Origin of the sequence: Novosphingobium resinovorum, assembly GCF_001742225.1 — a bacterium.
Taxonomy (GTDB): Bacteria; Pseudomonadota; Alphaproteobacteria; order Sphingomonadales; family Sphingomonadaceae; genus Novosphingobium; species Novosphingobium resinovorum_A.
The window spans coordinates 1,436,343-1,449,636 of the sequence record NZ_CP017076.1 but is presented as its reverse complement, the minus strand read 5'-3'; the positions used below and the strand labels follow the sequence as shown (position 1 = coordinate 1,449,636).

Annotated in this window: 11 protein-coding genes; all 11 read right to left on the bottom strand. The window is 67.2% G+C overall.

Annotated features, from left to right (window positions below; translation table 11 throughout):
* Position 1 precedes the first annotated feature (1 nt).
* A complete protein-coding gene (locus BES08_RS23685) occupies positions 2 to 859 on the bottom strand; it encodes an alpha/beta hydrolase (RefSeq protein ID WP_036529824.1) in 858 nt (285 codons plus the stop codon).
* A complete protein-coding gene (locus BES08_RS23680; protein ID WP_051587178.1) occupies positions 856 to 1,338 on the bottom strand; it encodes a hypothetical protein in 483 nt (160 codons plus the stop codon). The genes BES08_RS23685 and BES08_RS23680 overlap by 4 nt, the downstream gene beginning before the upstream one ends.
* Before the next feature lie 2 nt (positions 1,339 to 1,340).
* Positions 1,341 to 3,614 carry a TonB-dependent receptor gene (locus BES08_RS23675; RefSeq protein WP_036529823.1) on the bottom strand — a complete coding sequence of 758 codons (2,274 nt, stop codon included), beginning with the start codon at positions 3,612 to 3,614 and terminating at the stop codon, positions 1,341 to 1,343.
* A 44-nt stretch (positions 3,615 to 3,658) separates the two neighbouring features.
* A complete protein-coding gene (locus BES08_RS23670; RefSeq protein WP_036529847.1) occupies positions 3,659 to 4,492 on the bottom strand; it encodes a fumarylacetoacetate hydrolase family protein in 834 nt (277 codons plus the stop codon).
* A 41-nt stretch (positions 4,493 to 4,533) separates the two neighbouring features.
* Positions 4,534 to 5,424 carry a VOC family protein gene (locus BES08_RS23665; RefSeq protein ID WP_036529820.1) on the bottom strand — a complete coding sequence of 297 codons (891 nt, stop codon included), beginning with the start codon at positions 5,422 to 5,424 and terminating at the stop codon, positions 4,534 to 4,536.
* Positions 5,421 to 5,852 carry a GlcG/HbpS family heme-binding protein gene (locus BES08_RS23660; protein WP_036529819.1) on the bottom strand — a complete coding sequence of 144 codons (432 nt, stop codon included), beginning with the start codon at positions 5,850 to 5,852 and terminating at the stop codon, positions 5,421 to 5,423. The genes BES08_RS23665 and BES08_RS23660 overlap by 4 nt, the downstream gene beginning before the upstream one ends.
* On the bottom strand, positions 5,849 to 7,372 hold the full coding sequence (locus tag BES08_RS23655; protein ID WP_036529818.1) for a bifunctional 3-(3-hydroxy-phenyl)propionate/3-hydroxycinnamic acid hydroxylase: 1,524 nt from the start codon (positions 7,370 to 7,372) through the stop codon (positions 5,849 to 5,851). Before BES08_RS23655 ends, BES08_RS23660 begins: the two co-directional genes overlap by 4 nt.
* A gap of 21 nt (positions 7,373 to 7,393) precedes the next feature.
* Entirely contained in the window at positions 7,394 to 8,653 is a 1,260-nt protein-coding gene (locus tag BES08_RS23650; RefSeq protein ID WP_036529816.1) for an amidohydrolase family protein, read from the bottom strand.
* Positions 8,654 to 8,747: 94 nt separating this feature from the next.
* Positions 8,748 to 9,668, bottom strand: coding sequence for a LysR family transcriptional regulator (locus tag BES08_RS23645; RefSeq protein ID WP_008832078.1), 921 nt, complete (start codon positions 9,666 to 9,668; stop codon positions 8,748 to 8,750).
* Positions 9,669 to 9,766: 98 nt separating this feature from the next.
* The gene (locus BES08_RS23640) at positions 9,767 to 11,059 is read right to left on the bottom strand and encodes a sugar isomerase (RefSeq protein WP_069709502.1); all 1,293 of its coding nucleotides are present in this window, start codon (positions 11,057 to 11,059) and stop codon (positions 9,767 to 9,769) included.
* Between the two features lie 26 nt (positions 11,060 to 11,085).
* A complete protein-coding gene (locus BES08_RS23635; protein ID WP_036529815.1) occupies positions 11,086 to 13,212 on the bottom strand; it encodes a bifunctional rhamnulose-1-phosphate aldolase/short-chain dehydrogenase in 2,127 nt (708 codons plus the stop codon).
* Positions 13,213 to 13,294: the final 82 nt, after the last annotated feature.

Here is a 13,294-nt window from a genome sequence, read left to right as displayed (position 1 = left end):
CTCACGAATGCGCGGAGATGAAGGTCAGAATTTCGTCGGAAAGCCGCCGGTCGGCGGTGCCGAGGTGCATGGCCATCGAGTAATGGTTGTGGCCGCTGGCATAGTGCGTGCGCGGCAGGCAGCCGTGGCGGTCCAGCCGGGCCTGCAGAAGCCCGGCCCACTCGGCTTGGAAGCGCGGCGGATCGAACTCGGCGCAAGCGAGCAGCAAGGGGAGCGCAGTCTCGACCACTGCCTTGCGCGGCATACGTCCGGCGTAGGCGTCCTGCGGCCCGTAGTAGAGCATGTCGCGCTCATCGAGCGGGGTGAAGCCGTAGAGGCCCGAGAGCAGGACGGCTGCGCGCACCATCCCGGCATGGTCGCTCCGCAGCTTCAGGAACCCGGCGATGTGAACCGAACCGGCGGAGGTGCCCAGTAGCACGATCCGCTCGGGATCGCCGCCATGCTCGGCCGCGTGCTCCTGCAGCCATGTGACGGCGGCGGCGACATCCTCGGCCCCGGCGGGCCAGGTCTCGCCGGGCGCGAGGCGGTAGTTCATCACCGCGCCCAGCATCCCGTTCACGGCGGCCCAGCGGCCCAGATGGGCGTTGACCCAGCCCCCGTTGCCGTTCCCGTCACCGCCCTTGTCGCCGACAAGGAAGCCCCCGCCGTGGACGAACAGCAGCACCGGGCGCGGCCCCCCGCCTTCCCCCTCACGATAGAGGTCCAACCGGTTGCGCGGATGCGGGCCATAGGCGCAGTCGATCGCCACCGACGCAAGCGCGGCGGCGCGGGGCTCCTGCTCGGGCGCATAGAGCGCCCTCACCGCGCCCACAACATCGGGGCCGAGGCGGGTTCCGAGTTCGGCGATCGTATCGGTCACGCAGCCTGCTCCTTCAGCGTCCGGTCGAACAGGAAGGACACCGCCAGCCGCGTACAGGCAAGTCCCAACAGCGCGCCGTACACGACCTTGAAAGCCAGTGCCGGATGGCTGGGCACTTCGTGGAGCGGCCCGAACAGTGCCAGCCCCGCGAGGACGAGCGCGGAGGCGACGCCGCAAGCCACGCCGCGCAGGACGATCCCCGCAACGCTTGCGGGCGTCGCCAGCCCTATCCCGCGCAGCTTCGCCCGCACCAGCAGGGTCGGCACCAGCGAAGCCATGAGTGAAACCATCACCCCTTGCGGCACGAAATCGAGCGCGAAGCGATCCGGCGACGCCATCGTCAACGGCCTTGCGGAAAGACCGAAGACAATGGCGAAGAACACCGCGCTCAGCACCGCGTTGATGACCGCGCTGAGCCCCTGTTCGCGGCGACGCAGCGCCCGAAAGTCCAGACCTGACGGCCCTGACGGCACAGCCATCGTCAGAACTTCGCGTCCAGGCTGATGCCGACGTTGCGGAACGACTGCGGCCCGTAGATCGCGCCGATGTTGCCTTCGCTCGCCCCCGCAGTCGTCGTGCTGGTGTAGGGGAAGTCGCTTTGCATCAGCGAGGGTTCGTGCACGTTGAACAGGTTGCGCACGAACAGCGCAACCGAATAGCGCTGGTCCTGCGTGCGCAGGCCGACCCGCCCGCCGACCATCCAGTGGGCGCGGAAGGTCGTGTCCGCCACCGAGTTCGCTTCGTACCGCACGCGCGACTTCCAAACGGTGTCCACCGCCAGGAACCCGGCCAGGGTATCGCCGAAGTCCTGCTCGTACTCGCCCGAGAGCGTGAACTTGTAGCGCGGCGAATTAGCCAGCTGCGTGCCGCCGATGTCAGTCCCGTCTGTGCCGACGAAGCCGCCGGGATAAGTCGCCTTGGCGTAGATGAAGCCGGTGTTGAGCGATAGGTTGGGCGTCACCTTGCCGAAGAAGTTCAGCTCGGCGCCGCGCGTCTTCACGCCGTTGATGTTGGTCTGGACGCACGAGATGATGCCGTTGCCATCGACCGTGCACTGCTGCGCCTGGAAGTTGCGGATCTTCATGTAGAACACGCTGAGGTCGGCCACCCAGCCGCCGAACAGCGTGGCCTTGAGGCCCGCTTCGTAGGAAGTCGGGATCTCGGGCTGGACAACGGAGGGATCGCCCACCGCCGGAACCGCGATCTGACCGCCCTTGAACCCGCGCGATACGGTGGCGTAGCTCATCATCGTCGGCGTCAGATCGTACTGCGCGCCCGCACGCCAGGACCACTTGGCAACGTCGAGGAAGGTTTCGGTCTCGGACGTCGCGGTGTTCAGCGAAAGGCGATCGGTCGTGTAGCGCACGCCGCCGATCAGGCGGAAGCTGTCCGAAACGTGGCCGGTCGCCTGCCCGAAGAAGGCCAGCGATTCGTCCCGGATAGTCAGCGCGGGCGTGGTCGATGTGACGATCGGGATCACGACGCCCGGAACCGGGACCAGCGTGACCCGAACGATCTCGGGAATGCGGGTCTGCTTCTGGCTCGAATAGAACGCGCCGGCCGTATACTCGATAGGCGAGCCCGCGGCCGAGCTGACGCGGAACTCCTGCGTGAACAGGCCGAGGTCGCGGTCAACCGGGTCGTTGGCCACCTGCAGTTCCAGCGGCGAGCCACGGAAGACGTCGGACGCCGCGCCGTACCCGGTCTCGGTCGCCTTGCGCCAGGCGGTGATCGAGGTCAGTGTGAACGGATCCGCCGCATAGTCCACCTGCAGCGAACCGCCATAGCTGGTCGCCTTGCCGACCTGGTCGTTGTTGTTGCAGTAGTCAAGGTTGCCCTCCCGCACGGTCACGCCGCAACTGGCGAGGCGATCGGTGATGCCCACCGCGTCAAAGCCCGCACCACCGAGGAAAGAGCCGGGACCGCTGGTCTTGACGAAAGTGAAGAAATCGCCGCCGTTCTCGTAGCGGGTCTGCGAATAGTCGCCGATGAGGTTGACGGTGAGGCGGTCGGTCGGTTCCCACAGCAAGCGGCCGCGCACGCCGTAGCGGTCGTTGTTGTTAAAATCACCGGTCGTCGCGTTGCGGTTGACGCCCTGGCGCAAGTTGGCGACGCCCGAGACGCGCATCGCGGCATTGGATGCGAGCGGCACGTTGATGACGCCTTGCACGACCTGGTTGCCGTATTTGGCGCCGGCCGTCCCGGCGTTCGACAGCTCGGTCCGCACGCGGCCGGAGAACTCGCCGAATTCGGGCGCATTGGTGGTGATGTTGATGACGCCCGCAGAGGTCGTCAGGCCGAACAGCGTGCCTTGCGGGCCCTTCAGCACCTCGACGCGGGAGATGTCGAACAGGTCCGAGATATTGGCGTTGCCCTGGCTCACCTGATCGACCACGACGCCCACCGAGGCGACCGCACCGGGAGAGAACGTCAGGGTGCCGATGCCGCGGATCGATCCGCCGCCGCCGGTGTTCTGGCCCGGTGCCGACTGGATTTCGAGGCTCGGCGCGATGCGGGCGAGGTCGTTGACGGTGTTCACCTGCTGACGCTCGAGCTGGGCCGCGCTGGCGACGGTGATCGAGATCGGCACCTCGGTCACCTTCTCCGCGCGGCGCTGGGCGGTGACGATGATGTCGTTGCCCGAGGCGTCGGCGGTCGAAGTGGCGGCGGGCGCACCGGCGTCCTGCGCAAGGGCAGGAGCGCCGATGGTGCTCAGAGCGATGCCCGAAAGCAGCGCAATCTTGCGAATGGTCATGTCTGTCTCTCCCTTGAACTTGTTATCTGGTTGGTCGAAGCGGCTCAGGCTTCATCTATGACGGGGTTGGAAAGGGTGCCAATCACGCCGACCGAGACTTCGACGGTGTCTCCAGCCTTGAGGTAGAGCGGGGGCTTGCGCTTGTCGCCGACGCCGCCCGGGGTGCCGCTGGCGATGACGTCGCCGGGGTGCAGTTCGGTGAAGGTCGAGCAATAAGCGATGACCGTGGGAATATCCCAGATCATGTCGGAGACCGGCTGGTCCTGTACCAGTTCGCCGTTCACGCGGGTCTGTACGCGCTGCGCGGCAAGGTCCTCGACTTCACCCGCCGGGACCATGTGCGGACCGAAGGCGCCGGTGCCGGGCCAGGTCTTGCCGGGGGTGAACTGGATGTTGTGACGCTGCCAGTCGCGGATCGAGCCATCGTTGAACGGCGCGTAACCGGCCACGTGGTCCCACGCATCATCGGGCGCGATGCGGCGTCCGCCCTTGCCGATGATCACCGCAAGCTCGCCCTCGTAGTCGAAGCGTTCGCTTTCGAGCGGGCGGACCATGGCGTCGCCGTCGGCGATCAGGCTGTCGGCCCAGCGGGTGAAGATCGCCGGGTGCTCCTTCTGCTCGCGCCCGGTCTCGGCGACGTGGGTGGCGTAATTGAGCCCAACGCACAGGATCTTGCCGGGGTTCGGCACCACCGGCAGCAGCCTGACGGCGGCGCGGGCAAACTCGCCGGTAACGACAAGCACCGAGAGATCGCCCGCGAGCGCGTCCTTCAGCCACGCATCACCGCCGGGTGCGCCGAGATCGAGCACCGTCTCGCCATCGAGACGGCCAAAGCTGCTGGTGCCGTCGGGGCGCTGGAAACTGATATACTGGGTCATGTCCGTTTTCTCCTGACCTGCCGGAACTGCGGCAGCGGTGTTCATTGTCCTTGCGCTTCGTCCTGCCAGTCGCGGCGGAAGCGGAAGCGTTCCTCGGCGCGGCGCAGTCCGGCGAAATCCTTGTCCGAGATGCCCCACTGGTCGATGCGGTTCTCCGGCCAGGTCCAGTCCTCCGGCGCGCCGACACGGTAGTCGTCGGGCACTTTCTCGACGGCGGTGGAGAACTCGATCACCGGCCCGAACGGCGCGATGTAGTAGGCGTAGACGTTGGCCCCTGGCCCATGCCGCCCCGGCCCCCAGGCAGGCGCCAGCGCATGGTCGCGCAGCCTCCCAATGCCGCGCATCACCGCATCGAGGTCCTCCATTTCGAAGGCGATGTGATTAAGCGAACTGATCCCCGCCCGCGCGAAAGCGGTCGAGTGGTGGCTGTCGTTGCAGCGCACGAAGACCATGCCCTTGGTCCGGTCGGAAACGCGAAAGCCCAGCACTTCCTCCACCGCCAGCCCGGACGCCTCGGCATCGGCCGAGTTGAACACGACGTGGGTGAGCTTGACCGGCAGGTCGCGGCCCGCGATCGGCTCTACTTCGCCTGCATCGACGAGGAAGCGCAGCAGTTCGCCTTCGGGCAGTTCGACGAGCAGGCCGTGCCCGCCGCCGGGGTCCTCGCTGACCGTGGCGCGGTGCGGCCAGCCTGCGGCGGCGGCGCGGCCCGAGATACCGTCAAGCTCCTCCGCCGAGCACAGGAAGGTCGTGGAGCGGACGAACTCGTCCGCCGATTGCTCGAAGGCGACGAGGTAGGGGTAGGAACCGGAACCGCGCAGGTAATGGGTCGTGCCGATCACGTCGGCGGGCGCCATGCCCCACACATCGGTCATGAAGGCGGCAGCAGCGGCCGGATCGGGCAGCGCCAGTTCGATGCTTCGCAGTTTCATGCCTCGGTCTCCTCGACAAGTCCGGCCGCCCTGATCCCTGCGAGCGCACAGTCGGCATCGCACTCGCCCGTATCGCCGCTGACACCCACCGCGCCGATCAGGGCGCCGTTCGCATCACGGATCACCACGCCCCCGGGAGAGAAGGCGATGCCTCCCCCCACGGCCGCGCTGACGCTATGGAAGAACACCGGATTGCCCTTTGCACGCTCGGCGAGGACGGCGGTGTCGGCGTCCATGCCCACGGCCCCTTCGGCCTTGGCGCGGGCGATGTCGAAGCGGTAGAGACTCGCCCCGTCCTCACGCGCGAAGGCGACCGGGTGGGCTCCGGCGTCGAGCACGATCACCGCCAAAGCCTTCGCGCCCTGCGAACGCGCTTCGGCCAGCGTGGCGGTCACGATGGTCTGCGCCTGCAAGAGCGTCAGGGTCATGCGGTCAGTTCCTTGTGATCGAAAAGCTGGGCCGCGCGGGCGGCCAGCAGGTCCTCAGCGCTGTCCGCGGCGGTTCCGAAGACGTAGTGGTCCGGGCGCACCAGCACGGCATCGACGCCGTGCTGGTCAAGCCACGACGCGATCGCCTCATTGTCCGCCAGCGCCGCCGCGACGACGCGGGTGACGCCCCCGGCCTCGCCCGGCACGGTGTCGTCGCGGACGAAAAGGCGCCAGCCGTCGCCGGTGCACTCGTCCAGCTTGCTGCCGTCGGCGAGTACCGGCTGGACGAAGCGCGCGCCTGCACCCGAAGTGCCGGAAAGCACCAGCCCTTCGCGGATCGCGGGGATCAGGTCATGCGCGGTCTCACCCTGCTTGCCGCGTGCTTCCTCACGGATACGGGTATCGCGGGTGGCGGCAAGGTGGGGGTCGAGTTCGCAGATGTAGCGCCCGGCCGCCACCGCCGCGCCGATCACCGCGCGCACGTGCGGGTCGCGCTCGGGCTGGTAGGTATCGAGAATCGCAGGCGAGGCGCCCGCATTGATCACCGCGTCCATCTTCCAGGCCAGATTGGCGACGTCGCGCAGGCCATGGCACATGCCCTGCCCGAAGAACGGCGGCGTCTGATGTGCGGCGTCCCCCGCGAGGAAGACATTGCCGACCTGCCAGCGATGGGCGACGAGGCCGTGAAAGCGATAGGTCGCGGCGCGCACGATCTCGTGCGGTACGTCGGCCATCCACGCGCCGACCAGTTCGGCGACCTTGTCCGGCGCAGACATCGCCTTGTCGTCCTCGCCGGGGAGCAGCATGAATTCCCAGCGGCGATGATCGCGGCGGCCGGGCACCACGGTCGCGGGGCGCACCGGATCGCACATCATCACCGACAGCCGCTGCAGGTCTGCCCCTTCGGGCACGCCCGCGATCGGCGGGAAGCTGACCGGCCCCTGCACTTCGGCATCGACGACCAGCCAGGGCTCCTCGAAATCGAGATCGTCGAGGTCCACGCCCAGCGCCTTGCGCACGGTGCTCCGCGCGCCGTCGCAGGCGATCACCCAGCGGGCCGAGGCGGTCTGCCGTTCACCGCCCTCGTCGTGGGATACGGTAACGCCGCCTGCGTCCTGCTCCAGACCGGTGAACGTCGCGCCCAGCTTCAGCGTGACGTTCGCCATGCCGGCGAAGCCTTCGCGCAAGTGGGCCTCCAACTCGGGCTGGTAGAAGAAGTAGTCGTTCGCCCAGCCGAACGGGCGCGGCTTGCCCACCGTGCCCATATAGCGGATGACGCCGTGATCCGCGCCGACATGGAGGTGCCCGTCAGTGGCGATCATGTCGCCCTCGACCCGGTCGATCACCCCGGCCGACTGGAACAGGCGCATCATCTCATGGTCGAGATGGACCGCACGCGGCAGGGGATAGTGTTCCAGTTCCCGTTCGAGAACGAGGACTTGCAGCCCTTTCAGGCCGAGAAGGTTCGCGGCCAACGCGCCCACAGGGCCGCAGCCTACGACAACGACGTCGTACGACATGATTTTCGTCCCTGTTAAAACTCAGTTCGCGGCGGCGGCGACCCCTGCCCCGGCCCCGGCCCCAGCCAAGATGTCACTTGGAGCCTTGTGCAGCTTGCCGCCCTTCATGATCATCTTCAGGCGATCCTTGTCCTGCAGGATCGCAACGTCCTGCGTCGGGTCGCCGTCTACCAGCAGCAGATCGGCCAGCCAGCCCTCGCGGATCACGCCGGTCTCGATGCCCATAAGTTCGCCGCCATGCTGGGTCGCCGCCTGCAGCGCCTCGGCGGGAGTGAAGCCGAAGTAATCGACGAAGTGCTGCAGGTCGCGCGCGTTGCGGCCATGCGGGTTGAACGGGAAGCCATAGTCGCCGCCGACCAGCACGCGCACGCCGCGCGCCTTCAGTTGCGGGATCAGCTTCGCCTCAAGGTCCATGCGAACCTTTGCGCTCGCCTTCATGTGCGTCATGTCGACGTGTGGCGGCGGGTTCGCCTCCAGCGCGGCGACCGAGACACCGGGACCGGGGGCATAGAAGAACCTGTCCTTCTCCGCCGCCATCCGCTCCACCGTCGCTTCGTCGGCGAAGGAGCAGTGGTAGACGATTCGCGCGCCCGCATCGAGCGCGAGGCCGATCGCCTCGGGCGAATAAGTATGGCAGGCGATCCACATCCCGGCCTCGCGGGTGGCCTCCCCCGCCGCCAGCATTTCCTCGCGGGTATAGAGCACGTCCATCGCGCTGCCGGGCTTGAGCGCATCTTCGCCCGAGACCACGAGCTTGATCGACTTGACTCCCTCGTCCGCGCAATAAGCCACGAAACGGCGCATCGCATCCGGACCACGGCCGTTGAACACGTCACCGGTATCGTCGCCTTCGGGGCTGCGCTCCAGCGTCGAGGGGACGAGGCGCGGCCCGGGCGTATCGCCCTCCTCGATGGCGCGGGCGAGATCCGGCTCGATCATGTCGCCCAGGGCACCGGCCGAGTAGAGGCTGGTGAAACCGTGGTCTAGCAGCACCCGTGCATTGCGCCAGGCTGCGACCTTCAACTCGTCATGCGGCAGGATGAACTGGTGGTAGACCTTCTCCAGCGAGGAAGCCCAGGTCAGGTGCGTATGCGCATCGACCATACCGGGCATGAGGGTCAGCCCGCGCCCGTCGATCACCAGATCGGCGGCCTCATCGGCAAGTGCGTCCTCACCCGGCGCGACGCGGGCGATACGCTCGCCCTCGACCAGAACAGAGCCTGTCCGGAGCGCCGAGCCGGTGCCGTCGAAAATGGAAACCTGGCGGATCAGTGCCCGCATCCTGCTCTCCTGCGATCATCGTTATCGCTGGATTGTTAAGCTGCGCAGACCCACAAAGTAAAATAATGATTTTTTGCGATGCCATAGCAACAGACTATGGATTTTGCAGCGCCTCCATCATCGCCTGCGCCGGACGAGACAGCGGACGCCCCGCCAGCCACAGCACGCCGACGCTGCGTTCACGCACGGCTTCCTCGATCATCACGGCCCGGATGCTGTCGTCGGTGACCCCGTCGAGCGCCACGGTTCGCGGCAGTACCGTCACCCGGTCGCTCTCCCTTACGATGGCCCTCGTGGTGAGGAGGGAGTCGCAGCGGATCGTCGTGCGCGGCACCGCCACCCCCGCGGCGATGAACAGCGCATCGACCTGCCGCCGGAACGCCCCGCGCGCCTCGGGCAGCACCCAGGGGTAGCTCTCGACCTCGCGCAGCGACACGCGGCCCGGCAGCTTCTCGTGCCGGGGGCCGACGATCAGGACGAATGGGTCGCTGGCGCACGTGACTTCCTTCATGTCCGCCGGAACGCTTTCGATGCCGGTCGTCACGAAGGCCAGTTCGATCGCCCCTTTGCGCACCATCTCCAGCAGTTCCTCGTCGGGCCGCTCGATGGCGCTGAGCGCGAAGTCGCCGATCGCCTCCTCCACCCGCATGATCGCGCCGGGCAGGAGAGTGAGCAGGGCGCCCGGCGTGCCGCCGATGCGCAAGGGTCCGGCGATGCCGTGCCGCGTGTGCTCGATCTCGGTCACGGCATCGCCCAGCAGCGTAGCCATGGCCTCGGCCCGGCGCTGGAGCACTTCGCCTTCCGCCGTCAGCACGATGCCGCCACGCCCGCGTTCGAACAGCACGACGCCCAGCTTGCGCTCCAGCAGCGAGATCGTGTTCGACACCGAGGGCTGCGAGAGGTTGAGCGCCCGGGCGGCGGCGCTGATCGATCCGGTATCGCAGACCGCGCGGAACGTCAGCAGGGCGCGCGGGTCGATCGCCGAACTGCGCCGATATTCGCCTGCTTCCACCATTCCGGTATGCCTTCGCCTGCCTGGGCCTACCCCTGACGGAGATCACCCGCCGACGCAATCCGCGCCGACGGGTGAGTGCCAGTCCATCAGACGATGCCTTAGACGATGCCGGCGCCAAGTCCCACGGCGGCGCGTTCCTGCGCCTTGCGGTCGCGCCAGCGGCTTTCGCGGTAGACGCCCAGCACGTCCGCCGCGCCGTCCGCATCGATGCGGGCCTTCGCCAGGATCGGCGAGACGTCAACGTTGTAGGCCCGGCGCAGGGCCTGGAAGGCCATCATCGTGTCGTTCGCTTCCTGCGCCAGATGCAGCGCCTCGCGGTCGACCAGCAGCGCCTTGGCGTAGCACGATCCGATCGCCTCGGCCGAAGACAACATGGATTCGATCGGGTCGGTGACGTTGTGCGACTGGTCGATCATGTAGCTGGGATTGAAGCCATCGCGCGGGGCCAGTTCGGCCTCGACCAATTCGTTGAACACCAGGAACAGCTGGTGCGGATTGATCGAGCCGGAATCGAGGTCGTCGTCGCCGTACTTGCTGTCGTTGAAGTGGAAGCCGCCGAGCTTGCCGAACCGGTGCAGGCGCGCCACGATCTGCTCGATGTTGACGTTGGGCGCATGGTGGCCAAGATCGACGAGGCACTTGGCCTTGGGGCCAAGCTCCTGCGCGGCAAGGATCGAGGAACCCCAGTCGCTGATGACGGTGGAATAGAACGCGGGCTCGAACATCTTGTGCTCCAGCAACATCCGCCAGTCGTCCGGCAGCGCGGCGTAGACCTCGCTCGCAGCGTCGAGATAGCGGTCGAGGCTGCGGCCGAGGTCCTGCTGGCCGGGGAAGTTGGTGCCGTCGCCCACCCAGACCGTCAGGTCGGTGGAGCCGAGCTGGCGGCCGATCTCGATGCACTCGATGTTGTGCTCCACGGCCTGAGCCCGCGTCGCCTCGATGGTCGAGGAGAGCGAGCCGGTGGCATACGTCTGCGCCTGCCCCTTCTGGTCCTGAAAGGTGTTCGAGTTCACCGCATCGAAGCCGAGGCCGAGGCTCGCCGCCTCCTCGCGCAGACCCTTGTAGTCGCTGACCTTGTCCCACGGGAAATGCGGGCTGACGCGCGGGGTCAGGCGCGAGAGCTGGTTGATGACCGCGCAGTCCTCCAGCTTCTCGTGGATATTGGTGGGCTCGCCGGGGATGGGGAACTTGGCGAAACGGGTGCCGCCGCGCCCCGCGCCCCATGTCGGCACCGCCACGGAAAAGCCCGCAACCTTGTCCCTGATCGCATCGATGGCGATGCCGGAACGCTCCAGCTTGCGGCCCAGCGAGGCGTAGTCGTCTTCCAGCGCCTCGGCGGCCCGGGCATTGGCTTCCGCGATCAGTTCGGCGGAAATCGGCAGGTTCGTCATTGTCTCTTATCCTCTTCCCGTCGCGATCAGCGCGTGAACGCCTGGGCGTTGCCCGCATCGACGTTGATCATGTTGCCGGTGGACTTGGCGGACTGGTCGCCCGCCAGGAAGTACACCGCCTCGGCAATGTCGCCGGGCAGCACGTCGCGCTTGAGCATGGAGCGCTGGCGGTAATGTTCCTCCAGTTCCTTGCCGGTGTCGATACCATGGGCGCCCGCGCGCTCCTTGCGCCAGTCGCCGTCCCAGATACGGCTGCCCTTGATGACGGCATCGGGGTTGACGACGTTGACGCGGATGCCATGCGGCGCCCCCTCCAGCGCCAGACAGCGCGCAAGGTGGTTGGCCGCCGCCTTGGCCGAGGCATAGGCGCTGGCATTGGTGGCGGCGGCGACGCCGTTCTTCGAGCCGATGAACACGACGCTGGTGCCGCCCTGTTCCTTCATCGCCTTCAATAGCGGCCACGCGGCCCGGCTGGTCAGGAAATAGCCCTGCGCCAGAACGTCGTAGTTGCGGTTCCATAGCGCGATGGTGGTCTCCTCGATCGGCGCCGAGGAGGCGATGCCGGCATTGGCGACGAGGATGTCGAGGCCGCCGAACTCGCGCGCGGCGACGGCGAAGGCCTCGGCGACTTGCGCCTCATCCGTCACGTCGCACACCACCGAACGCACCACGTCCTTGCCGAACTGCCTGGCGAAACCGGCGCGCACGTCCTCGACGACGGCGCCGTCGCGGTCGGCGAGAACCACGCAGGCGCCCTCGGCCATCAGCCGCGCCGCGCTCGCCGCGCCGATGCCGCCCGCCCCGCCGGTCACCAGCGCGACGCGGCCGACCAAGGGCTTGGGCGCGGGCATGCGCTGCAGCTTGGCTTCCTCGAGCAGCCAGTACTCGATGTCGAAGGCTTCCTGTTCATCGAGCGCGATATAGTCGCCGATCGCCTCGGCCCCGCGCATGACATTGATGGCGTTGCCGTAGAACTCGCCGGCGAGGCGCGCGGTGGTCTTGTCGGTGGCGAACGTGATGCGCCCGATGCCCGGCACCAGCACCACGACCGGATTGGCATCGCGCATCGCGGGCGAGTTCGGACGCTTGCAGCGCTCGTAATAGGCAGCATAGAGGTCGCGGTAATCGGCGATCTTCTGCGCCAGGTAGGCGTCATCGTGCAACCGCGCCGGGTCGAGCGTCAATGGCGCGATCTTGGTACGCAGGAAGTGATCGGGGCACGAGGTGCCAAGGTCGGCGAGGCGCTGGAAGTCCGCCGAATTCACGAACTCGAGCGCTTCGGCATCGTCGGAATAGTGGCCGACCTTGCGCCGCGCTCCGGTCATCAGGCCGCGCAGGCGGGGCATGAGATCGGCCGCGATTGCCGCGCGGTCCCCGGCGGTTTCATAAGCCGCGCCGCCGAACGCGGGCTTCCCGGCAAGGCCCGCATTGAGGTAGGCGGCAGCGTCGGCGATCAGTTCGACGGTGTGTTCGTAGCAGGCCTTCGCGCTGTCCGCCCAGCAGATGATGCCGTGGCCCGCGAGCATTACGCCTTCGACGCCGGGGTTGGCCGCCACGAAGTCACGCAGTTGCACGCCCAGCGTATAGCCGGGGCGCTTCCACGCCAGCCAGCCGATCCGGCCGCCCCAGATCGCCTGCGTCGCCGCCTCCCCGCCGGAGCTGGCGGCAAGCGCGATGATCGCGTCCGGGTGGACGTGATCGACATGCGCGAAAGGCAGCAGCGAATGGAGCGGCGTGTCGATCGACGCCGCGCGGCCGTTCAGGTTGAAAGTGCAGTGCGGCAGGTAGCCGACCATCTTGTCGTCGTCGTCCGGGCCGCCGTAGTGCTGTTCGAGGCCAAGCAGCTTGTCCTGATAGAGCGTCGCGAATCCATCGAGCTTCATCGAGCCGATGTCGCCGCCCGAGCCCTTCACCCACAGGACTTCCACCGTCTCTCCGGTCAGCGGATCGACCTCTTCCAGCTTGGCGGAGGTGTTGCCGCCGCCGAAGTTGGTGACAGTCAGGTCGGAACCCAGCAGGTTGGAGCGGTAGAGCAGCAGTTGGGCAGGAGAAAGAGACGCCGCGACCGAGTCGTCCCACCGGCTGGTCGGCACGGCGAAAGTGAGCGCGGGGGCGGATTTCAACGGGGCGGCGGGGGCAGTGATTGTTTCCATGGACACCCTCTGACATTTCCTCTTTTCATGTTCAATCTGACTCGATAATAATCGCTCATAAGCAATCAATCAACACCATGTT

Excerpts from the sequence above, each read along its gene's own strand:
- BES08_RS23680 (WP_051587178.1), bottom strand. The coding sequence starts at position 1,338 with ATGGCTGTGCCGTCAGGGCCGTCAGGTCTGGACTTTCGGGCGCTGCGT.
- BES08_RS23675 (WP_036529823.1), bottom strand. The coding sequence starts at position 3,614 with ATGACCATTCGCAAGATTGCGCTGCTTTCGGGCATCGCTCTGAGCACC.
- BES08_RS23670 (WP_036529847.1), bottom strand. The coding sequence starts at position 4,492 with ATGACCCAGTATATCAGTTTCCAGCGCCCCGACGGCACCAGCAGCTTT.
- BES08_RS23665 (WP_036529820.1), bottom strand. The coding sequence starts at position 5,424 with ATGAAACTGCGAAGCATCGAACTGGCGCTGCCCGATCCGGCCGCTGCT.
- BES08_RS23660 (WP_036529819.1), bottom strand. The coding sequence starts at position 5,852 with ATGACCCTGACGCTCTTGCAGGCGCAGACCATCGTGACCGCCACGCTG.
- BES08_RS23655 (WP_036529818.1), bottom strand. The coding sequence starts at position 7,372 with ATGTCGTACGACGTCGTTGTCGTAGGCTGCGGCCCTGTGGGCGCGTTG.
- BES08_RS23650 (WP_036529816.1), bottom strand. The coding sequence starts at position 8,653 with ATGCGGGCACTGATCCGCCAGGTTTCCATTTTCGACGGCACCGGCTCG.
- BES08_RS23645 (WP_008832078.1), bottom strand. The coding sequence starts at position 9,668 with ATGGTGGAAGCAGGCGAATATCGGCGCAGTTCGGCGATCGACCCGCGC.
- BES08_RS23640 (WP_069709502.1), bottom strand. The coding sequence starts at position 11,059 with ATGACGAACCTGCCGATTTCCGCCGAACTGATCGCGGAAGCCAATGCC.
- BES08_RS23635 (WP_036529815.1), bottom strand. The coding sequence starts at position 13,212 with ATGGAAACAATCACTGCCCCCGCCGCCCCGTTGAAATCCGCCCCCGCG.